Genomic DNA, 21494 nt, shown 5'->3' on the forward strand with positions numbered 1-21494 from the left:
TAAAACTCGCAAACTCGCAAACTCGCAAACTCGCACTCCTTATAAGTGAATGCAAACTCGCAAACATTGACAATGCTGTGCACTCTTGCCACTGTTATACAAAGCAATAATTAAGGAGTGTTAATTGTGTCTAATTGGGTTGAGGCGAGTGTTAAAGATATTGTTTGGTGGACTGATACGTTATTTAGTTTAATTGTGAATGCCGATGTGGAGCCGTTTAAAGCAGGGCAGTTTACTAAGCTTTCTATGATGATGGATGAAAAACGTATTGCACGAGCGTATTCTTACGTAAATGCACCAAGCTCTCCCGATTTAGAGTTTTACCTAATTAATGTAGTCGATGGCTTATTATCACAACAATTAGCCAAGCTTAAACCTGGCGATACAGTGATGATTGAAAGCCGCGCCAGTGGATTTTTTACTATTGATGAAATTCCCGCTAGTGAACAGTTGTTTATGCTTAGTACCGGCACCGCAATTGGGCCGTTTTTATCCATTTTAGAGCAGCCTGATGTGTGGCAGCAGTTTAAGCATATTACCTTAGTGCATGGTGTGCGCTTGAATACAGATTTAAGTTATCAAGCAAAAATCGCGCAGTTGCAGCAGCAGTATCCGCAATTGAGTTATCTGCCCGTAGTGAGTCGCGAGCAGGCAATTGTCGGCTTAGATGGGCGCATTACTGATCGAATCGCCGATGGCACTCTATTTAAGCATTGTGACAGTGTAGTTAGCCCGCAAAATAGTCAATTTATGATCTGCGGTAATCCGCAAATGGTTAAAGACACCAGCGCATTATTAACCGAGCAAGGCTACACTCGCAATCGTCGTCGGGAGCCTGGGCAAATCACCGTTGAGCAGTATTGGTAAAAAGCTATCGCGATCCGGTAAATTTTGTTATTTTAGAGTTTCTTAAATTACTCAGGAACAGTATGAAACCGTTATTTTTTTTAGTAAGTTTGTTACTTGCGTGGCAATTATTAGCAACTGCAGCTGAAGTAGTTGAACCACCGACTAAAACTGAAACAAAAGCAGCTGCATTACCTGCTGCAGTAAAAACGACTGACACTAGCGCTGGTGAAGAAAAGTCAGTGCAGAGTAAAGCCCCAGCTAAATCAACTGAGGTTGAATTACAAGATAGCCCTGCGGTGATCACTTTAACCCCGCAAAATGAGCAATCAGCTGAACCTGTAAATGTTGAACCAACACAGCCAATTAAAACAGACACCAGCAAACCAAGCGAGCCTGAAGTTGATACCAGTAAGGTACTTGGCACCGAAGCGGCAAAACCTGCTGAGCTTCCTAAAACGCAACAAGAAAAACAGCTTGCAGTCGCACAAGCAGAGCAAGCGGTGATCCAAGCTAAAGAAGCGCTAACACTCAAGCAACAAGTTAAAGCCAAACAGTCACGCGAATCGTTAGCCGTTATCGAGCAATTAATTAAGGCGTACAACGCCAGAAATATCGACGCATTTATTAGTATGTATGATGAAAATGTAGAGTTTTATGCCTTTCCAAATGAGTTACTGTTTAAGGGCAAAGAAAAACTGATTGCCCGTTACGGGATAATGTTTAAAAAATTAAAGTGTATAAAATCATCCCCAATTAAACGCATTGTACACGGTAATATCGTTATCGATCATGAACTGTCAGAAACCTGTTCAACAGATCCAAATGTAGTTGATAAGCGCGGGGAGTTAATCTCTAGCTATCAAGTTGAAAACGGCAAAATAACTAAAGTGCTCTTTTTTAGATAGAGCATTAATAGGCAGATTATATAGGCAAATAAAGGGGCCGCGACGAGTATGGACATTAGTGATGATAAAAAAATTAAGTTACTTTATCGTGTAGAGCCTGGCTGTTTAGGACCAACAGGTGCGCAAACAATTGAACGCTTTTGCGATTATGCTAATCAGCAATTGGTTGCCCCTTATTTTGCTTTGTACCACTTTACCCCGCGGTTTGATAAAACTAAAGCCGAGCGCGAATACAGTATTAATGCTCGGCTGTTATCTGATCAGCATGCGCAGGCATATCTAGCGCACTTTAAAACCAACAAAGATGAGTTTGAGGAGCAACTCGATGAACTACTCACTCAAGCAATAGAAAGCTTCTTAGAACGCTAATCATTGTCGCCAGATACAATCGCATTAAAGCTGCTATTGTCGTGCAAACTGGCAAATGCACTTTCATGCAATAGCTCATTACGTAAGTTTGGTGAATACTCCAACGACATTTTAATATCGGCCAACGCATCAGCGTGTTTATGCGTCAACGCATAGGCACATGCACGTTGCCAATAAGCGTAGCCGTAGTCACTGTCTATATCCAAGGCTTGGTTACACAACTCTATCGCCTGAGCTGTTTCATTAAGCTCTAGTAATGCATCGGCTTTATAAGCGATAGCTTCAACATCTTCGGGTTTACGTTTTAAAATCTCATCAAATATTTCGATCTTATTGGCTATATCGCTTTCTAAATTAGCGCGCATCCATAAAGAGTGGACTTCATTAGTAACAGATATTTTTTGTTGGTTACTTAAAATTTCTTCAGAGCGCTCGCGTAGCTTTTCTTCAAATGTATTCAACCGTGCTTCGTATTCATTAGTGATCACGCTGACACGGGTATTTACAATATCTTCTACTTTGTTTTTTACATCACGTAACGAGTTCCAACCAACCAGTACCAAAATAGAGGCTGTGGCAGTGATGATAAAAAATACATTATTAATTGTATCAGTGGTGTAAGTCAGTGCGCGATCAGCGGTATCAAGCTGAGCATGAGTGACTTGTTTGGTAACGTCTTCACGTAGTTTTTGCTGATCTTGGCGTACTGCTTTGAGTTCATCAAGAATATAGCGTTCCATCAAGGGTCTGTACATCGGCTCTTGGAGTTTTTTGAGTGCCTGTTTTTGATGTTGCAGGTTGGGTACAGCACGAGACTCTTGTGCCTGTGCCTGTGCCTGAGCTGCCACAAAAGTGGCAAAAAGAAGTAAAATTGATACAAAATAATGACGCATACTACTGCCTAGTCGATAAATTAAAGTGCTAAGTAAATTACTGAAACTGTAACATGACTACCTATTAGTAACTAGGGTGGGTTGATCTTTCGAGGTTGTTTTTACAGCTGTGTGCTTGGTAATCGCTGCATTGCTGTAATGGAAGAAAATGAAGCCATTAAAAACAGGCAAAAAAAAACCAGCTCTAAGAAGAGCTGGTAAAACTGCTTAAACAACATAAAGTCGTCAGGGATATCAACAGGAGTGAGTGTTCATAATAACCAAACATATCTGAACAACGTCTTAATATTTAAAGCATTATAATTGTTGAGGTAGGATTTAATTTCATCAACTAAACTAAATTGATGACCATAGTTTGGGGAAGGTGTATTCAATGCGGCAACAGCTTGTGCAATTACTTTATAAAGTGTCTACTTCATCAGCGTTAGATGATGGCTATATAGAGCTTGCAGAACAATTAATTGTAAATGCCATTATTGATGGCTTAAATAATACGCGTGCTAGCATCTGGTTATTTAATAAAGATAATACCGAGTGTCATTGTCAGTTACTGTTTGACCGCGCGAACAACAATGTAAACCAAAGCCTCATATTATCACGTGAGAACTATCCGGCTTATTTTTCTGCGTTAGATACTCAGCGCGTGATCATTGCTAATAATGCGCATACTGATCCCGCTACCTTTGAATTTTCAGAGCATTATTTAACGCCTTTAGGAATAAAATCAATGTTGGATGCACCGATCCGATTCAAAGGAGAAATGATCGGTATTTTTTGTTGTGAACATACTGGCAGTTTTAGGCAATGGGAGGATGATGAATGCACTTTTTTGAGTGGACTTGCTGATCTTTATGGCCGCGCATTGTCGGCGCAAGAAAGTCGTTTAGTTAAGCAACAATTAGAAGTTGCCAATCATCGCCTAGAAGAGCGGGTGATTGAGCGAACGAATACCTTACAAAAAACATTGGAAGAGTTAACCGGTACCCAAGAAAAGCTAATTGAAGCGGAAAAAATGGCCGCATTAGGAAACCTAGTGGCAGGTGTTGCCCATGAAGTAAACACGCCAATAGGTATGCCGTTACCGCCAATAGTTCGGCAACAGATAATCTTAAACAACTAACTCAACAGCTAAATGACAACACATTATCGAAAAGCAATTTGCAAAAATTTGTCGCGCATATTAATGAGTGTTTAATCATTGCCAGTAGTAATCTTGATAGAGCCGCAGCATTGATCTGTAATTTTAAACAAACAGCGGTCGATCAATCTTCTCTTGATATTAGCACCGTGAAGTTAAATGACTACTTAGCTAATACAATACATAGTCTCACCCCATTAACCCGCAGCCACAAAGTAACCACCACAATTGAGTGCGACAAAGCATTAACGCTTATCACAGTGTCGGGGGCTTTAAGCCAAATTATTATGAACTTGGTGAGTAACAGCTGTGTGCATGGCTTTAAAGATCGCGAAGATAATCATATCAATATAGCCGTTCACCTAGATACCCAGCAACACACTTACACATTACGCTATAGCGATAACGGCCACGGTATGAGCAAGGACGTATTACAAAGTGTGTTTGAACCCTTTTTTACCACCACTCGTGGCAATGGCGGCAGCGGTTTAGGTATGGCGATTGTTTATAACCTTGCCACCCAAGCTCTTCAGGGCGATGTAAAAATACATAGTCAGCCAGAGCAAGGTATTACCGTCACTTTTACTTTTCCACTGAGCCTGAGCTAGCTATATTTGATAAAACTCAGAGTTTTAGCATGATACTCAAACAATTTGCTCGTAAAGAATACGGTCATTGTTGAGTAAATATTCTGGTGACAGGGTAACTTAAACCGCTACTGCCTGAGGACCAGCTTAAAGGTGAGTTGTTTACTTAGCTGTAGCTAACAAGCTAGCGCTGACTGGATACCTTAACTCCCTCTGTTTTTACTTAGGGACGAGGTTATCAATCTCGCGCCTAATTAAGTGGCAACCATCACGAGCAGTCTTTTGGTGGTAAGGGGCGAGATAAAACGTAATATGCGCTGCCACCGATAAAAAGCGCGACAACAGTTGCCAGTAATAAAGAAGGTTGCGCGCTTAGGTAAAATAATCCATACCCAACAGCCATACCTAAACTGGCCATTACTTTTGCCGACTTAGAAATAGCGCCATGGGCTTGCCAATTGATTAGTGTTTTACCAAAGCGAGGGTGATTAATTAACCAAGATTCAAAGCGCTTTGATGAACGGCTAAAACAAAAAACAGCACCAATAAGAAATACTGTTGTTGGCATTATCGGCAAAAAAGCACCGACAATCCCCATTACGGTTAACACGAAGCCACTTAATAAATAAGTCACTTGCTTAAATTTACTAATAACTAACATCGAGTTTTTCTTACCTGTACGCTTCATACTTTATCGCTTAATTTTAATGCACTTGCAGCTCACGTTTTACTTAAACAAATACACAATCAACAGCACTACGAACCAAACTAAAAGCATCGCGAGCGCCATTAATTGCGAGTGTCTGTTGTTCTTTAGTTAATTCAACCGTATTTAAAGCCGTTGTAAAATCTTGCCATGATTGCCCGCGGCCAATTGTTGCTGGTGCTAAATGCGAGGCACCAAATTCTTCTGATAAGCCAATACGTTTTGCTGCTTTTAATAAATACTCAGCGCCTAAATTAGACCCCTCTGATACATAAAGCCAACCCAGTGAGGCTGGGTAGTCAACCGGCACTAAGTTAACGCTGGTTGTTACTTCACTCAGATCGACGTTAATATCGCGTAAGTCTTGTTCAAGATGGCTTAGGCGCTGCCGTGTTGGCAGATCGCTCACTAAGCGGCTTAAATTAGTATCGCTATAAAGAGGGGCAATAGCCAAATGAAATCGATATTGAACTTCTAAAAATAAAGCATAACGGTCTAAACTTGCAAACGGTCGCTTAGTCATAATCGTTTTATCAAGGTTATCGTGAATAGTCGTGGTATTGAGTTTAAATAGTGTTGTTAATGAAGGCGTATTAATCTCATTGTTAACATGTTGGTCTGCAATCATTGTATGTCCTTAGTTTTATATTTCAGTAATTCGTAATAAGCACAGCAAGTAGCTGTTAATGAATAAAAAATGCCACAGGCACGGCCATTTTTATTGGGTTCCCTGTAACTTCTTCTGGAGGGACGGGCAAGGGCTCAGCACGTCTAACTAATTCGATGACCTCATTATCTAATGCAGCTATTCCGCTTGCTTTAAATAATGTGACATCTAAAATATTACCTGCTCTGTCCATGGTAAAACTCACCCAAGGAACACCTTGTTGGCGCCTTAACTTTGCCATTCGTGGATAGCGCTTTTTTCGTTCTAGGTGGATCTGAATAGCACTTTGCCATAGTTGTTTAGCTGTACTTTGCTGTTCACTTAAAGCACCTTTTACCGGACCAGATGCGACTGTTGACTCTTTCACTGGAATAGCCAAAGGAGCACTACTTTGCTCTACCAAGTGTTCACTGGCTCCTGTTATGCTGGTGTTATCAGGCAGCGGAGTCGGTTGTGGATCTTGCTCTTGTTGTTGATTAGATTTCTCTACTGGTTTACTTGGTGCTGGCTCAGGTTGTTTATCGCTAATGGTAAAGTCAGATTTGCTTTCGAGTAATGGCTTTACCAAGGGTTTATCTATTGTTGTTGTCGGCTTGCTTACCTGCCGCTTTACTGGTGCTGACTCTTGTTGCGCAGGTCCGACAGGAAGTGCCGATGGCTCCGCTTTGGGGGCTGCCACAATATTGACTTCAAACACCTGCGGTGAAGCTTGCATGGGTACGATATTGTTATGCTCTGTCGGCATTAAAAAATAACCCGCAATGGCGGCATGAAGCATCGCGGCGATAAAAAAAGCGCCTACAACATGCCAACGCACCAAGTGAGAAGCGCTGGTATCGTTTCCTGCGAATAAACTCACTGGGCAACATCCGTTTCATGTTCAAGACCGACTAAAGCAACTTGTGAGTAGCCGGCTTTAGTTAATTGATTCATTAATGCCATGAACTGACCATATTCAACTTTGCTATCTGCACGAATCAAAATTTGCTGCTGTGTTTCAATACCATGTTGTTTTAGTGCTTGCGCCAAATTTTGTTGGTTTATTTTATCTCCCTCGCCAAGTATTAAAGTAAGGTCTTGTTGTAGAGTAAGGTAAGTTGGATCATCACTTTTCGGTTGGGTTGGTGCCGCAACAGCAGGCAACTTAACTGGCACACTGACAGTGGCTAATGGGGCCGCCACCATAAAAATTATTAGCAACACCAGCATCACATCAATAAACGGAGTGACGTTAATCTCATGCTGCTCTTGTAATTCATCGCTATCGGTACGGTTACTACTAAATGCCATTTTAAAGCTCTTTAGATACTGCATCTGCAGCGTCTTCATCGTTAAGTAGGTAGGCTATGTGTTTTGCATCAGGGTGCTTTCGGTCAAGATCTCGGCTCACGAGTATCATGATCGCTGTCAGAATATCGGCTAACTGTGCTTTGTAACTGCCAATTACACGAGAAAAATGGTTGTACATAATAACGGCTGGGATCGCTGCAACTAACCCCAGAGCCGTTGCTAATAAAGCTTCTGCAATACCAGGGGCGACTACGGCTAAATTAGTTGTTTGTGTTTTAGCAATACCAATAAAGCTATTCATAATGCCCCAAACCGTACCAAACAAACCGACAAACGGTGCAACAGAGCCTATTGTTGCCAATATGCCTGTACCCTGATTCATATTTGCGCTTAGCGCTGCTTGTACACGCTCTAAACGCGCGACTAATCGCTCCTTTAAGCCTTCGTCAGTAGTAAGTCCTTCGCCAGTTAGTTGTAACTCATGTTGGGTTGCTTTTAGGAGTGTTAAGGCATCACTTTGTTGTAGTAATAAAGTGTGGTTGGCCTTTGCAAAACTTTCACTTTGAATTAAATGTTTAAGCAATTTTTTGGCATTTCGCTTAGCAATATTTAACTGTACAGATTTGAATATGCAGATAGCCCATGAGACTAACGATGCTAAAAGTAACCCGATAATTACGCTCTTCACAACCACATCAGCGCCCTTGTACATGCCGATTGGCGATAAGTCATGTTGATCAAAAGCCGCCTCGTCAACACTAACCGTGGTATTGGTGTCTGTATCAAGGTCAGATCCTACGGTTAAAGATTTAGCTGATAGCGTATTTGTATTCACCTCTGGTGTAACAGCATTACCTGTAACTTCTACTTTGGAGGCTGTTGACGGCGCCGCTTGTTGTGCGTGAACCGCAGACGTTCCACCACCCATTAAACACACAAATAACATAGTTCTTATAAACATTTTGCTCCCTAATTTTTACGTAATTTGTAAATGTGGCGATGTAACACCAACATACTAGATCAATATGCCGCATCGTTTTGATGGACAAATTATTGGCTATATAACTAATGCCGAACGAGATCCGATTTTCATCAAAAGAATAATAAATTTTTTATTAATAATGTTTGCAGAATACCCAAATTAACTTGAATAGGAATGAAAATCATTTATACTCGCGGTAAATATGCTACAGGAATAGTTAAATTTTGACTAGCACTACCGCTAACTCAGTAGGGTTTAATGCGCTCTACCAGGAACACCATGAGTGGCTTGTTCGCTGGATCGCTCGACGTACCTACAACAAAGATAATGCACAAGATCTTGCTCAAGATACATTTATGCGTTTACTTAATAAGCCCTCTTTGTATAACGAAATACAAAGCCCGCGAGCATGGCTTACAAAAGTTGCCGGAAACTTAGTAACCGATAACATTCGTCGCAAAGTTCTAGAAGAAAACTATTTATTATTTTTAGGAAGCATGCCAGAAGCAGCCTATTTTTCGCCTGAAGAGCAACTACAGCTGCTTAGTTTACTAGAGCAAATAGATAAATTATTGAGTGGTTTGAGAGCAATCGAAAAAACAGCATTTTTAATGGTTAGACTCGACGGGCTCAGTTATAAAGAAGTCGCAAAGCAACTCAAGGTGAGCCTATCATCTATTGAAAAATACATGGCGAAAGCGATGTTAGAGTGCTACACCCTTACATACTGTGATATAGAGTAAGCGATTGTGAATAATACGTGTGCACAAAAAACACCTTTACCAGAACAAGTCGTACAGCAAGCGATTGCGTGGCGTATTTGTTTAGGGTCGGGCAACGCACAGTCTGCAGATATGGCTGAATATAGGCGATGGCGGCTTGCCGATCCGATGCATGAATTAGCCTGGCAACGGATAGAAAACATGGAGGCTGCATTTGCCGGGGTGAGTAAAAAAAATGGTCGTATTGCTCACATGACCTTAAAAAAAACCGATCATGATATACAAAGCATGAGTCGTCGCCAGGCGCTAAAAAGGATCGCTGGAACCACACTAGGGCTTGCCAGTGTAAGCTGGTTGGCAGACAAACAGGGGGCATGGCAATACCTTAACGCAGATCACGCAACTACCAATCAACGGCAATTATTTACGCTCGCCGATAATAGCCAGCTTTGGTTAAATCATAACAGCACTGTTGAACTGAATTTTAATGCTCACAATAGATACATTCATTTAACCCGAGGAGAAATGCAATTTATAGCTTCAGCTAATACGCAGCCTGTGCAGGTGGCGTTACAGCACGGAACTTTACTTTGTGACAGCAAACAATTTTTTGTGCGTAATGAAGCCGATCATGCTTTAGTTCAAGTTATGCAAGGCAGTGTTAAGCTCGCGCAAGCAAACGGCTTATTTACCAATCAGGCGATCAAGGCTGGCGAGCTATATAAAATTACCGTAAATTCAATGCAACAGTTAGACAATCATATATTTGACTACAGTAGTTGGACAGCAGGGCTGTTGTCAGTACGAAATATGTCAATCAATTCTTTTTTAGCTGAACTATCTCGTTATCACCGTGGTTTTGTAAAAATTGCCCCCAGTTTAAATGACTACCTTGTCTCCGGCGTTTTTCAGTTAAATGACACTCACCTGATCCTTAAAACAGTCGCTCGTAGCGCTCGGGCAAGTGTGCATTACAGAACCCGTTGGTGGGCCGAAATTCGCTCATAACTATGTTTATTTAGTTCATCAGGAAAAAATATAAAATAATTATCATTTAGAGTTACGGGATTACTATTTTCATGCGTCATATAAGTATGCATTAAAGAAATAGGAAACCATTTATGCCCCGCGCAGCGTTAAATTTACTCATCGTAGTCACAGGTTTGTTGGTGATTACCCCTTCAGCAAGTTTAGCTGAACAAGTATCTGCAACATCACAATTAAAAATGATCAAATTTGATCTTCCCGCAGGCCAGCTTGGTGATGTACTGACTTTATTTTCACGCCAAGCGGGTGTGACTTTATCATTTGAAGAGCGTGTTGTCGGTGGTTTTTCAGTCTCTGCAATAACCGATGAAATGACCATAGAGGCAGCCTTACAAAGGCTGTTAAGCAATACCAATCTACAAGCTTTACCTGTTAGTAATAGCGCATGGCTAGTGCAACAAAAAACCACCCAAGATTTGATCACGCTAAATACCATTAATGTGCAAAGTCGCAATAGGGATCTAAAAGATCAAACCTATACCGAAGCCGCATCAGTAAACCTAATTACCCAGCAAGATATTGAACGCTTTAGAGGAACCAGTGTTGGCGATATATTTCAAGGTACACCCGGTGTTTTGATCAGCGAAAACCGTAACTCAGGCGGGCTTGATGTTAATATTCGTGGCATGCAAGGCCAAGGACGAGTACCTGTAGTGATAGATGGTAGTCGTCAAGAAACCACCGTGTATCGCGGCTATTCTGGTGTATCGAGCCGCAGTTACATTGATCCCGATTTGATTGGCTCACTTAAAATCAGTAAAGGCCCTATCATGAGTGCTGATGGCACTGGGGCGACAGGTGGCTTGGTGAGCGTTAGTACATTGTCGGCTGATGATATTGTTAAAGAGGGTGAGCTCAGCGGGTTTAGATTACGTGTTAGCGCCATCGGTAATAGCGCTAATACGCCAGAGCCAGGTACATACGCAGGGTATTATTTACCACGCAATGCCTATCGTTCACAGTGTCGCTTTTCGAGTTATTGTACTGAGCAGTACATAATGCCAGAGCGCTTTGCTCCTGAGGAGGGCATGGATAGACCCAGCTTATTTGAGTTTGCTAGTTATGCAGGCAGTTTTGCTGCCGCTAAGCATTTTCAGTGGGGCGATCTAATTGCTGCTTATGCTAAGCGCGAGCAAGGTAATTACTATGCAGGTAGTAACGGCCCTGCACCTGAAATAATTTACGCAGCCCCCGACAAACTTGCTTGGTACACCGAAACGGCGGTGTCAATGCAAGGGGCATCGCGGTTTCGTGCCAATGAACGCATCCCCAATACCAATTTTTCTAGTGAATCTTGGCTGTTAAAAAGCAATGTGTTGCTGCCCAACGATCAAAGCCTCGAAATGAGTTATATACGCTATAACAGCAGCTACGGCGAAATGATGCCATCGCAAATACGCTCTTTTGGTCAAGCAAGGCAATGGCTCGATAGCGAAGTCACTAATCAAACTTACACAGTGCGATATCGCTGGCAGCCAATCAAATATGATTGGGCTGATTTTAAAGCCAACTTTTGGCATACCGATGCACTTACCCATTTAAATACCCCTGGTGTTGGCTCAGTAGATATAGTCGATAATGTTGCTCGCAGCGATGATTATCAGCGCTTTGGAACTGATGTGAGTAATACCATGATGTTTTATTCAGCGGGCGAACTAGCGCTGAGCTATGGTGTTGCCGCACAGTATGAAGACATGGATACCGACACCCCTGAAACCGAAGGGTTCTATGCAGGGGCGCGCAGTGGTTGGCGCAAAGAATTTAGTGCTTTTACAGCCATTGATTGGCAGTTTTTAACAGCATGGACACTCGAAGCGGGACTGCGTTTTACGCACTTTTCATCGAAAGATAATAACCCAGTAACCATTACTAACAACGATCCTGCTTGTGTGTCTGACGGAGCCGGTGGTTGCTTAGAAGTACAATATGAAAATAGCCACTCAGGCACAGCACCATTGGTTGCTTTAAAGTGGCAGGCATATAAAGGACTGCAGTTTTATATTCGCCACAGTGAAGCTTTGCGTATGCCAAGCCTATTCGAAAGTACCTCAGGTTGGTCTGTCAGCCCCGTTTTAGATATCCCTTTAGAGCCAGAGCATGCTAAAAACCAAGAAATTGGCCTTAATTATTTAACCGACTCATTACTAACAGATAACTATAAAGTGGGCTTTAAGCTCGCCTATTTCCAAAATCATGTTGATGATTATTTAACCCGTACGCAACCCAATGCGTGGGAGCAAAAACAAGGCGGCTTCAATGATTTTTTTCGAATGCGAAATATTGACAGCCTAGATTTAAATGGCTGGGAGCTTAATTTTAGCTACGACACAAAATACTGGGTTGCTGAGATTAGCGGCACGCATTATACCCAGATTGAAGTATGTAATGTAGGCAGTTATGTGCGCTACTACTGTAATGATTGGGGCCTTCCTGAAAGCTATATCAATAACATGATCCCGCCAAATTGGCACGCCAGTGCTCACCTTGGCTTACGTTTATTTGAGCAGCAATTAGAAGCTGGGCTGCGTGGCACATTTATGGGAGAGCGCAACTCAATTCCTCGCTATAACGCACCTACAGGGTTTAATGAACCGGTACTTTGGCACAGTTATAACCTTTTAGACATCTACGCTAGTTATAAATTTAACGACGACACAACACTCGATTTTACCATCGATAATGTTACAGATCGTTATTACCTCGACGCTTTAAGTTTAGGTTTAGTACCTGCACCAGGAAGAACTGCACGGCTGAGCCTAACTTATAATTTTTAACTGATAACACCTATCAGCAAGGAGTACAAAAGAATGAAAAAACTATTTGGCGCAATAGCCATAGTCGGGCTTTCGCTTACTATGGTAGCCTGTGGTAGCGGTAGTGATAACAAAGACAGTACACAAACAACAGAGCAAAAACCAACAGCGGTTGTTGAGCTGCAATCGCCAGTAGAATCAGCATTCTCACTAAAGGATGGCGCGGTAAAAGTCACGCTGAATGCTGAGGCGAGTACAAGTGCAGAGGGAACAGATTTAATTTATCAATGGCAGCTCATTGAACGACCAGCAACAAGTACTGCTAATATCACCAACACCAATACCATAACAACAGACTTTACTGCAGATTTACCAGGCAATTATGTTGTGAGTTTAATTGTTAATGACGGGGCAAATAATAGCGAAGCCGCGCGTATCACACTAAGCGCAACCAGCCCGTATCCAGTCGCAATTACTGACTCAGTCCATAGTGTTAATTTAGGCACTAATAGCGTAGGTTTAGATGGTAGCCAAAGTGTAAACCCAGCAGGTGGCACCGATTCATTACTATACCAATGGACGCTTATGGAAAAGCCCACCGACAGTGCGGGTTATTTAAATAACGCAGAGCAAAGCCAAAGCACACTGTTTGTTGATTTAGCCGGTGATTACACATTGCAATTAGTGGTGACTCATAACGACGTAGCAAGTGAACCAAAACAAGTTGTGGTAAGCGTTTCAGAAGGTAATGCGCCACCAGTGGCTAAAGCCGACGACATAACTATTATCCTAGGCGAAGAAGCTATCTTAGATGCATCAGCCAGCATTGACCCTGAAGGGGAGCCACTACAATATCGCTGGCAATGGCCGTCACGCTCAGCAACGGATCCTGAAGATGTACCACTACCAGAGCTTGCAGGTACAAAAACGGCTGTAGTGCGTTTTACCCCACAAGCTGTGGCAAGTTATAAATTAATACTATTTGTATTTGATGGCACCCGAAAAAGTGAAGAAAAAGAAGTTACAGTTACCGTCAAAAAAGATCCTAACGCGACTAGCAATGCCCCACCGATCGGTAAATTGTTAGCAACCGGCTATTACCCATCTAATAGTATTGGTGAACAAGAAGTAGGCTTAAGAGCTGAATTTAATTTTACCGGCTATGATCCAGAAGGCGAGCCGTTACAAATTATTGCAGCTACGCTTATTGAAAAACCGCAAGGAAGTATTGCAGAGCTAGTGGATATTGGTTCTTGGAAACCTATGGGTAAAAAGATTCAAAAGCTTGATATAACCGGCAGTTATTTAGTACGTATGGTTGTCTCTGACGGCGAAAACCAAATTTCAGTTGATGCCAGCATGCAAGCTAAAATAGGTAACGTTAACGGTCAACCTGCAACTGGCGGCGTTGATGCACAATCAAAGTCAGTGCTGGTGGGTGATGCATTAGTGTTTGATGCATCAAGTAGCGACCCTAATGATGATCCACTGACCTTTCATTGGCAGTTAACAGATAAGCCTGATGGCAGTAATGCGACTATCGAACCGGTAATTGAACCGCAAAGCCAAGAATACCGCCGTGCAAAAGTGATCACCGATGTGCCGGGATCTTATACCGCGCAGTTGATTGTAGAAGATGACCGTGGTTTATTTGCTAAAGCGTATGCACAAGACAGCGGTTTAGCGAAATTTACCAATACCGCTCCAGAGATCCGTTCCGTTGTGTGGGCGCGTAGCTGGGGACGCTTAAATCCTGGCCAAGATTACTATCAAATTTTACCGTGCATGTCGTTATTACATCGGCCAGTAACCGTTGATGCCGATGGTGATGAAGTATTTACTCATGAAGAGCTTGTCAGTACCCCAGCAGGCGGCGAGTTTACTAGTAACCCAAGTGAAGCTGATTGCCCAAATACCCGTGGGCAAGTATTTACAAAGCCAGGTAAATATACATTCCGTTATTCTGCAACAGACCTAATTGATGATGCGCCGCAGTATGATTTTGTTGTCAACGTTGACCCACTCACAGAGGCCAAAGGTGTACGTTTACGTAGCATCAACGAAGATAATGAAAGCCTATGGCGGCCATTACCGTATGAGAATATTCCACCCTTTGCGAACGACTTTAGTGCCAGCTCTAAACCTTATCTTGAAGAGGGTTATATTAGCTGGTCATTAACCGCCACTGATGCAGATTACACCATTGAAAATTTACAGGTGCGCCATATTAATGGTGGGTTAGCAAGCTTAACACCGCGTTTCGAAAATCTAAAAAATGAGCAAGTAATAGCAAAGGGCAAATCAGTTGCATTTAAAACTATATTGCCTGTGGTTGCGTGTATTCGTAACGAAGAAGCATCTGAAGGTTTTCATTTTTCTTTTAACATTAAAGAAATTCCTGAAATAACATTTGTTTATGAAACATGGCGCACAGCCAACAAATCAAGCCTATTCTATGATTGGTCTGAATGTGCTGCTGAATAACTAAATACTTGGTAGTTCAACGAATAACAAAAAACCCAGCGTACCGCTCTGGGTTTTTTGTTATTAACTTAATCAACTTCCTATCGTTGTTTTTATTGAAAATTTCGCGCCATAATCTTGTAACCCATAAATCAATTGGTACACTAGAGCCAACTAATTAAGAGCAGGACAAGCTATGTCGCCCGCAAAAATACGCAGTGATGTCATTAAATTAACTGTATTAAGCGATAAAAAACCAGATTACTATTTTATCCAAGGTTATTTTTTAGGGTTAGGCTTACTGCCCGACATAATAATGCCCAGCCAATGGCAGTCAGACCTATTAGGTGACATTAATTTTACAACAGACACTGAGTTAAAGTACCTTGAAAGCCTGATGGAAAATTACAATAGCAGCATGCATAAAGTCAGTGCCGAAGACTTTAAAATGCCCGCTAAATGCAGCCTATCGAAAAGTGACTACCGCGATTCACTTAAAGCTAATATGCCACTGCCTAATTACTGTAAAGGGGCATTACAAGCACTTAAATTTATCGACAAGCGCAGCCTAAACAAACACCAAAAAGACCTGCTAACGAGTTTAAACGAAGTACTGAGTGCATTTAGCTCTGAACAAGCAGCAGTTAAAAAATTTGCTGACAACCAAGGCCTAGCGCAAGCCTATAAAAAGAACTACAGCTATTTTGTAGCCGACGTGCTTTATAACATTCGTTTTATTGAAGACCCCAGCTGGACAGATGAAGACGAAGCCGCGTTTAACGAACAATTCGCGGAAGAGTTTGCAGGTGAACACCACAACGATGACTTTGCTGGTAAAGTGCTCGACGACGAAGTGATTGATCAATTAATGGAAGCAATCCTTAGCGATTTTACTCCAAGCGCATTTGAACCTATAGCAGCGTTACTGGAACTGTTTGAAGGTGTTATTACAGAGCAATACATAGCACAGAACCAAGGCCACTTTTGGCTGATCCACGAAACACGCCCTTATATGATGTTACGAGCGCATCGTGCACAAATCAACGCATTACAAGGTAACATACAATACGCTATTGACGAATTTGAAGCGCTTTGGCAACTAAACCCCATGGATAATCAAGCTAATCGCCATTGGCTAATGAACTGCTATGTAATTAAAGGACAGTGGCAAAAACTGGATGCGTTTTTAGCCGACTTCGACAGCGAAGAACTTCATGCCACAGCAAGCCGCGCCTTGAGTGAGTTTCATAAACATGGTGACTCTAGCCAAGCCAAGCAATACAAAAAGCAACTTAAACAGCTTAATAAACATTTTATAAAAATACTCACCGGGCAAGAAAAACTAAAATCTGAGGAGTTTCATTTTTACAGCCCAGGCAGTAAAGAAGAAGTGGGTATATACCTAAATTCACTTGGCAAACAAGCTTGGATAGCCACCGAAGGCAGCTTGTTTTGGCTAAGAAAAAAGTAAATAGGTAGGTGAAAGGTTAAAGGCTAAAGGTGAAGGGTTAAAAACCCAGTACGCTGGTTAGGAATGCACATTAAATCGCCTAGCAGCGGGTTCACCCCGCGATCTATAAACCGGCTTCGGATTTCGTGCTACGGAATACACCCTAGCACCTAGTCACTTCCCTAAACCTAGCGCCTTTATTTTGTAGGAACGAGCTTTAGCTGTGATTATTTAAAAACCAATTTTACCACCGAGCTCACCGAGGCGCTTCGCTACACAGAGAAGATATAAAACCACGAGCTTCGGGACCTAGTCACTTCCCTAAATCAAAAGTCTTTTCGTCATTTTCTCTTCAGCGCAGCGCCTCTTAACCTCTGTGGTGAATAAATCATTTAAAATCAATTTTACCACCGAGAGCACCGAGGCGCTTCGCTGCACAGAGAAGACAAAGCAGCGGTCTAAGGTAATCATCCTAGCACCTAGTAACTTTCCTAGAACCTAGCTCCTTACAGTCTACAAAATATTACCTTTAAGGTGCTTTTTTGTAGGCCTTAAAGTTAGCTCCCCATATCAAACTTATTATTTTTAATACCATTATTAAGGATTGAGAGTGACATAGTACTAATTTCTGATTGTACATATGGCCAATAATCAGGGTTATCGATAGTTCTTTCTTTGATTTGATTTGGAATGAAACGGCTCATTTCAATATTGAAGTCTTTACGAACTTCATCGTCATGCTGTAGCTTGTCTAATTGAATAGTCAGTGCCTCAATAAAGTCTTCGTTGGTTTTACCCCTGGCCGCAAGCTTTTTATTGATCAGTTGCTTAGATACTGCAACACCTCTTTGTTTTATCCATACTATATCCCATACATCGCGCGGTTTAATGCGCCTAGCACGGTAGGCTAATGCAATAAACTTGTCTGCAAGCGTTTCCGTTAATGATTGTACAGGGATCAGCAAACCTTCTGTTGGCGCGACAATATTATAGTGATTTATTAATGGCCTTTTTTCGATATCAAATGACGGGATAGCGCAAATATCTATATGCATTTTTTGGCGGGGAAGATCAGGACGATTACTTTCTTTTTCGATACTTATTTTCCAAGATGAAGTATTAGCTTGATTATCTTCAGCTGGTTTATTTACCCATACCTGCACCTCATATTTATTTTGTATGTATTTTTGGATTTCAACTTCTAAGCCACTGAAACTACTTGGCTTGAAGTTATGTCCACCATTAAAATCTAAATCCTCAGATAATCTAGAACTGTTATGGCACAAACGAAGTGAGGTGCCACCAATAAAAGTAAGCGAAGGCATAACACCTTGTTTTACCATTGCAGCCATAATGTCGTGATGAAGAATTTCTTTTTCAATCACAGGCGTGACGCCAGCGTACTCTGGATTTGCAGCTATAATTTGGCGTATATATTCTGTTAACATTTAGTTCTCCAGCATGTGTACGTTGCGATTGCAGGCTTTTAGATCCGCAATCGCTTGCAGCGTATTTGCTCGGTACATCTTGATGCTTTTATCGAAATATAGGTTTTTCGCAAATTTATCAATTGGTTTTTTTGTATGGGTCAGCTCAATAACCCCATACGGAGTTGAAAATGTGCCACTACGACCTTTCGTTATTACCGTTAACCTATCCATTAATATTTGCGAAATATCGCCCGTGTAACTGAGTTGGCTTTCTAGGCTAATGTAATTTAAAACGTCGCCACGTAGTTTTTTAACTATTTTATAAATCGCGGTGGTGGGGTCAGGTGGCGTGAGCGTGCTTTCAAAAATACCATTGCAGACTCTTCTTAATAGCCCTTTATTAACATTGTCAGTCAGAAACTTAGTGAATGCAGGAGTGGGTTTTTCAGCCATCATAAAAGCCAATTCTGCACTGGTATGAATACCGCCACCTGCTTTAACAGAGCTAGCTAGTATTGCTAATAATCTTTCTGCTTTATTCATTAGGTCTACAATTACATACTTATAATGTTATTAATTGTAGACCTTAAGCTTAATTGAAGCAAACTAGAGTTTAGATTAACTCTAGTTTGACTTGTATTGTCATCTAGCCCTGTACTTATATCACCCTATAAACCGGCTTCGGGCAATGAGCAACGAGCTGCACGCTAATCTTAGCATTTCCTTGTAGGTCGTCATTTATGGCGACAATGTCTAATGTTGAAAATTGACGCGCTAAAGCACTACCTACATTAGACTCTTTATGTTTTTCTCTAAAGCGTAGGCCTCTTAATCTCTGTGGTGAATAAATCACTTAAAATTAATTTTACCACCGAGGGCACCGAGACGCTGCGCTACACAGAGAAGGTAACGAGTTGCGAGCAACGAGCTGCGCGCATACCTAGCTCCTAGTTAGTTTGCTAGAACCTAGCCATTTTTTTGCACAAAGAGAAGTGAATGAGAGTAAATGAGCAGACAAAAGACCGAGGGCAACGAGCTGCGAATATCGGGCTTCGAGCGACGAGTAACGAATACAGCCTAGAGTCTAGTCACTTTCCTAGATCCTAGTGCCTGTTACTCCCTAGAGCCTCGCAGCTTTTTCGATCTGTGATTGTTTTAAAAGCTATTTTACCACCGAGAACACCGAGGCGCTGCGCTACACAGAGAAGATAACGGGCGGCGGGCAAACCCTAGCACCTAGTCACTTCCCTAGAACCTAGCACCTTCGCTCAATAAATATAACCAATACAAAATTCTTAATTTTTGCTAATTAGCAGCTATGTACTTGGTGCTCATCGGAAAACTCTATGTTTTTAATACATTTTCATGTTAGGTTAGAGTTAAACTTAATGAAAGCTTAACGCTCTAATCATTAAGTACTATTAATTAACCACGGAGCGGTAGATTTAGTGTCTAATAAAACACTCAGTTACTACAATCAAAACGCACAAAGCTTTAGCGACTCAACGCTTAATGTTGATATGTCGGCGCTTTACGCTGAGTTTTTACCGCTTATCCCTAAACACGGCCATATTTTAGATGCAGGCTGCGGCTCTGCCCGCGACGCTGCGTATTTTAAACTGCAAGGCTTTACCGTAAGCGCGTTTGATGCAAGCGAAAAAATTGCAAAGTTAGCCAGTAATTACTTACAACAAGCCGTAGAGGTTAAAACCTTTCAGCAGCTTAACTGTACAAATATGTACGACGGCATTTGGTGTTGCGCGAGTTTATTGCACGTACCAAAAGTAGAGTTACCACAGGTGTTTTTAAAACTGCAAAATGCCCTAAAACCAAACGGTATTTTGTATGTGTCGTTTAAATACGGCACGCAAGAGCGCGTGCACAATGGCCGTGAATTTACCGATTTAAATGAAGATGGCCTAACTGCGCTAATTACCCATCACACCGAGCTGAAAATACTAAAACAGTGGCAAACGGTCGACCAACGACCAGAGCGCGAAAGCGAAGTGTGGCTCAATGCATTAATTAAAGCAGTGCCTGTTTTATGATGAGCGCAATGCAGCAACAGCTCGACTTTATCGCTTATATTCAGCGGATGTTGGTTGAAGGTGATTTTAGCGCAACGTATAAATTTGCGTTGCTGCACGCGTTGGCTGATGTATGTGTAGAACAACCGCTGGTATTAGACCAAGCAGAGCTGAAAATAGATTTAGCCACTTTAGCCGACAAACTGATTGAGCTTTATTGGCATCATGCAGTGCCGTTTGCATCAGCACAAACAGGCGAAAGCGCTTTGCTTAAACAAAACACTGGCGCGCAATCTAAAGTGATATCTGTACTGTATGAGTGCCAACAAAACAACATTCGTAATTTACGCGGGTTAAAACAAAGCTCGCTTTATAAGCCAACCTTTAACGCAGCAATGGCAACACTCAAAAGTGGGCCATTGTGGCGCTTACAAATATTAGCAAAACAAGCAGAATGCTTTTTATATCCGCATACCAACAGCACTAAATTCATTACCTTAAATGCTGGCATCGCCAGTTGCTTTCGGCGCTTTTATGATTTGGTGGTGTATTTGGCTAAAAATGCCTGGCTGCAAAAAATTCAGAGTATTAAACATAATCAAGCGTTAATTGGCCCACAAAGCCAGTTGCACGACTTTTTATTCGGTTTTGACCGCAACGCTCTGAGTAAAGCCAAACCTGTGTTAATCGAGCTACAACACGGCAATTGTTTTTATTGCCAAAAGCCGTTGAACAGTAAAACCGAGGTTGATCATTTTATTCCGTTTGCCCGCTACGCGAACGATTTAGGCCACAACTTTGTGGCGGCGCACAGCACGTGTAATAACAGTAAACGCGACTTTTTAGCCGCGAAACAGCACCGCGAACGCTGGCAAAAGCAAAACTTGGTTTTGAATAGCCAGCATATAACCCATGAACTCAGTGATTACTTTAATTGCGATGCTGGTAAATCACGTTCAGTAAGTGATTGGGCGTATCAAGTCGCACAGGCGAATAGTGCGAAGTTGTGGTTAGCGAAAGACAGTTTTGAACAAGCGGCTGATTTAGGGTTATACCTGCGTAGTAAAGAGCAACCAAGTGCAGAGCTTAGTTTAGTGGCAGAAGGTAAGCCTAGGTATGACGCCTAGTAGGCTCGATTTTATATCGCGCTTTGTTTTTGTGGGAACTAGCTTTAGCCGTGATTTTGTTGGGGATTGTGAAGGGATTTGAAACCTCT

General features: G+C 41.8%; 20 protein-coding genes. 12 read left to right on the forward strand and 8 right to left on the reverse strand.

What is annotated here, in order from left to right:
- Nucleotides 1-126: 126 nt before the first annotated feature.
- The 3 genes from H5154_RS19745 (at nucleotide 127) to H5154_RS19755 (ending at nucleotide 2123) form a co-directional block, all read left to right on the forward strand.
- Nucleotides 127-867, forward strand: a complete 741-nt coding sequence (locus H5154_RS19745) for a ferredoxin--NADP reductase (protein WP_182719355.1) — start codon at nucleotides 127-129, stop codon at nucleotides 865-867.
- A 62-nt stretch (nucleotides 868-929) separates the two neighbouring features.
- Nucleotides 930-1754, forward strand: coding sequence for a nuclear transport factor 2 family protein (locus H5154_RS19750; protein WP_182719356.1), 825 nt, complete (start codon nucleotides 930-932; stop codon nucleotides 1752-1754).
- 48 nt (nucleotides 1755-1802) lie between these two features.
- Nucleotides 1803-2123 carry a hypothetical protein gene (locus H5154_RS19755; protein ID WP_182719357.1) on the forward strand — a complete coding sequence of 107 codons (321 nt, stop codon included), beginning with the start codon at nucleotides 1803-1805 and terminating at the stop codon, nucleotides 2121-2123.
- Here the strand turns inward: H5154_RS19755 and H5154_RS19760 are convergent.
- On the reverse strand, nucleotides 2120-3016 hold the full coding sequence (locus H5154_RS19760) for a TPR end-of-group domain-containing protein (protein WP_182719358.1): 897 nt from the start codon (nucleotides 3014-3016) through the stop codon (nucleotides 2120-2122). The two genes, H5154_RS19755 and H5154_RS19760, sit on opposite strands and share 4 nt — an antisense overlap.
- A gap of 373 nt (nucleotides 3017-3389) precedes the next feature.
- On the opposite strand from H5154_RS19760, the gene H5154_RS19765 reads away from it, so the two are divergent.
- Together H5154_RS19765 and H5154_RS19770 are read left to right on the forward strand one after the other, a co-directional pair.
- Nucleotides 3390-4136: a GAF domain-containing protein gene (locus H5154_RS19765; RefSeq protein WP_182719359.1), complete on the forward strand. Its 747-nt coding sequence runs from the start codon at nucleotides 3390-3392 to the stop codon at nucleotides 4134-4136.
- Nucleotides 4137-4174: 38 nt separating this feature from the next.
- The gene (locus H5154_RS19770; protein ID WP_182719360.1) at nucleotides 4175-4762 is read left to right on the forward strand and encodes a sensor histidine kinase; all 588 of its coding nucleotides are present in this window, start codon (nucleotides 4175-4177) and stop codon (nucleotides 4760-4762) included.
- Between the two features lie 247 nt (nucleotides 4763-5009).
- On the opposite strand, the gene H5154_RS19775 is transcribed toward H5154_RS19770, so the two are convergent.
- From H5154_RS19775 to exbB, 5 genes are read right to left on the reverse strand one after another with little or no spacing between them, the layout of a single operon-like run.
- Entirely contained in the window at nucleotides 5010-5429 is a 420-nt protein-coding gene (locus tag H5154_RS19775; protein WP_149981998.1) for a YbaN family protein, read from the reverse strand.
- A gap of 43 nt (nucleotides 5430-5472) precedes the next feature.
- Nucleotides 5473-6075 (reverse strand): biliverdin-producing heme oxygenase, encoded by a 603-nt coding sequence (locus tag H5154_RS19780; protein ID WP_182719361.1) that lies wholly within the window; start codon nucleotides 6073-6075, stop codon nucleotides 5473-5475.
- A gap of 55 nt (nucleotides 6076-6130) precedes the next feature.
- Entirely contained in the window at nucleotides 6131-6973 is an 843-nt protein-coding gene (locus H5154_RS19785) for an energy transducer TonB (protein WP_182719362.1), read from the reverse strand.
- Entirely contained in the window at nucleotides 6970-7404 is a 435-nt protein-coding gene (locus tag H5154_RS19790; RefSeq protein WP_182719363.1) for a biopolymer transporter ExbD, read from the reverse strand. Before H5154_RS19790 ends, H5154_RS19785 begins: the two co-directional genes overlap by 4 nt.
- Before the next feature lies 1 nt (nucleotide 7405).
- The gene (gene exbB, locus H5154_RS19795) at nucleotides 7406-8365 is read right to left on the reverse strand and encodes a tonB-system energizer ExbB (RefSeq protein WP_182719364.1); all 960 of its coding nucleotides are present in this window, start codon (nucleotides 8363-8365) and stop codon (nucleotides 7406-7408) included.
- A gap of 245 nt (nucleotides 8366-8610) precedes the next feature.
- On the opposite strand from exbB, the gene H5154_RS19800 reads away from it, so the two are divergent.
- The 5 genes from H5154_RS19800 (at nucleotide 8611) to H5154_RS19820 (ending at nucleotide 16842) form a co-directional block, all read left to right on the forward strand.
- On the forward strand, nucleotides 8611-9129 hold the full coding sequence (locus H5154_RS19800) for a sigma-70 family RNA polymerase sigma factor (protein WP_149981994.1): 519 nt from the start codon (nucleotides 8611-8613) through the stop codon (nucleotides 9127-9129).
- A gap of 6 nt (nucleotides 9130-9135) precedes the next feature.
- Entirely contained in the window at nucleotides 9136-10116 is a 981-nt protein-coding gene (locus H5154_RS19805; RefSeq protein WP_182719365.1) for a FecR domain-containing protein, read from the forward strand.
- A gap of 113 nt (nucleotides 10117-10229) precedes the next feature.
- On the forward strand, nucleotides 10230-12929 hold the full coding sequence (locus tag H5154_RS19810) for a TonB-dependent receptor (RefSeq protein ID WP_182719366.1): 2700 nt from the start codon (nucleotides 10230-10232) through the stop codon (nucleotides 12927-12929).
- A 33-nt stretch (nucleotides 12930-12962) separates the two neighbouring features.
- Nucleotides 12963-15392: a PKD domain-containing protein gene (locus tag H5154_RS19815; protein WP_182719367.1), complete on the forward strand. Its 2430-nt coding sequence runs from the start codon at nucleotides 12963-12965 to the stop codon at nucleotides 15390-15392.
- A 175-nt stretch (nucleotides 15393-15567) separates the two neighbouring features.
- Nucleotides 15568-16842, forward strand: a complete 1275-nt coding sequence (locus H5154_RS19820) for a lipopolysaccharide assembly protein LapB (RefSeq protein WP_182719368.1) — start codon at nucleotides 15568-15570, stop codon at nucleotides 16840-16842.
- Nucleotides 16843-17378: 536 nt separating this feature from the next.
- Here H5154_RS19820 and H5154_RS19825 read toward each other — a convergent pair.
- Both H5154_RS19825 and abiEi read right to left on the reverse strand, forming a co-directional pair.
- On the reverse strand, nucleotides 17379-18269 hold the full coding sequence (locus H5154_RS19825; RefSeq protein ID WP_182719369.1) for a nucleotidyl transferase AbiEii/AbiGii toxin family protein: 891 nt from the start codon (nucleotides 18267-18269) through the stop codon (nucleotides 17379-17381).
- Entirely contained in the window at nucleotides 18270-18794 is a 525-nt protein-coding gene (abiEi, locus tag H5154_RS19830) for a type IV toxin-antitoxin system AbiEi family antitoxin (RefSeq protein WP_145238776.1), read from the reverse strand. It lies immediately after the preceding gene.
- A 905-nt stretch (nucleotides 18795-19699) separates the two neighbouring features.
- Here abiEi and H5154_RS19835 point away from each other — a divergent pair.
- Both H5154_RS19835 and H5154_RS19840 read left to right on the forward strand, forming a co-directional pair.
- Nucleotides 19700-20299: a bifunctional 2-polyprenyl-6-hydroxyphenol methylase/3-demethylubiquinol 3-O-methyltransferase UbiG gene (locus H5154_RS19835; protein WP_182719370.1), complete on the forward strand. Its 600-nt coding sequence runs from the start codon at nucleotides 19700-19702 to the stop codon at nucleotides 20297-20299.
- Nucleotides 20296-21405: an HNH endonuclease gene (locus H5154_RS19840; protein ID WP_182719371.1), complete on the forward strand. Its 1110-nt coding sequence runs from the start codon at nucleotides 20296-20298 to the stop codon at nucleotides 21403-21405. Before H5154_RS19835 ends, H5154_RS19840 begins: the two co-directional genes overlap by 4 nt.
- Nucleotides 21406-21494 lie beyond the last annotated feature (89 nt).

The sequence above is a fragment of the Pseudoalteromonas sp. SR44-5 genome (assembly GCF_014163675.1).
Taxonomy (GTDB): domain Bacteria; phylum Pseudomonadota; class Gammaproteobacteria; order Enterobacterales; family Alteromonadaceae; genus Pseudoalteromonas; species Pseudoalteromonas rhizosphaerae.

Coding starts and splice junctions, on each gene's coding strand:
- H5154_RS19825 (WP_182719369.1), bottom strand. CDS start 18,269: ATGTTAACAGAATATATACGCCAAATTATAGCTGCAAATCCAGAGTAC.
- H5154_RS19755 (WP_182719357.1), top strand. CDS start 1,803: ATGGACATTAGTGATGATAAAAAAATTAAGTTACTTTATCGTGTAGAG.
- H5154_RS19780 (WP_182719361.1), bottom strand. CDS start 6,075: ATGATTGCAGACCAACATGTTAACAATGAGATTAATACGCCTTCATTA.
- H5154_RS19840 (WP_182719371.1), top strand. CDS start 20,296: ATGATGAGCGCAATGCAGCAACAGCTCGACTTTATCGCTTATATTCAG.
- H5154_RS19810 (WP_182719366.1), top strand. CDS start 10,230: ATGCCCCGCGCAGCGTTAAATTTACTCATCGTAGTCACAGGTTTGTTG.
- H5154_RS19815 (WP_182719367.1), top strand. CDS start 12,963: ATGAAAAAACTATTTGGCGCAATAGCCATAGTCGGGCTTTCGCTTACT.
- H5154_RS19760 (WP_182719358.1), bottom strand. CDS start 3,016: ATGCGTCATTATTTTGTATCAATTTTACTTCTTTTTGCCACTTTTGTG.
- H5154_RS19765 (WP_182719359.1), top strand. CDS start 3,390: ATGCGGCAACAGCTTGTGCAATTACTTTATAAAGTGTCTACTTCATCA.
- H5154_RS19750 (WP_182719356.1), top strand. CDS start 930: ATGAAACCGTTATTTTTTTTAGTAAGTTTGTTACTTGCGTGGCAATTA.
- H5154_RS19820 (WP_182719368.1), top strand. CDS start 15,568: ATGTCGCCCGCAAAAATACGCAGTGATGTCATTAAATTAACTGTATTA.
- H5154_RS19775 (WP_149981998.1), bottom strand. CDS start 5,429: ATGAAGCGTACAGGTAAGAAAAACTCGATGTTAGTTATTAGTAAATTT.
- abiEi (WP_145238776.1), bottom strand. CDS start 18,794: ATGAATAAAGCAGAAAGATTATTAGCAATACTAGCTAGCTCTGTTAAA.
- H5154_RS19790 (WP_182719363.1), bottom strand. CDS start 7,404: ATGGCATTTAGTAGTAACCGTACCGATAGCGATGAATTACAAGAGCAG.
- exbB (WP_182719364.1), bottom strand. CDS start 8,365: ATGTTTATAAGAACTATGTTATTTGTGTGTTTAATGGGTGGTGGAACG.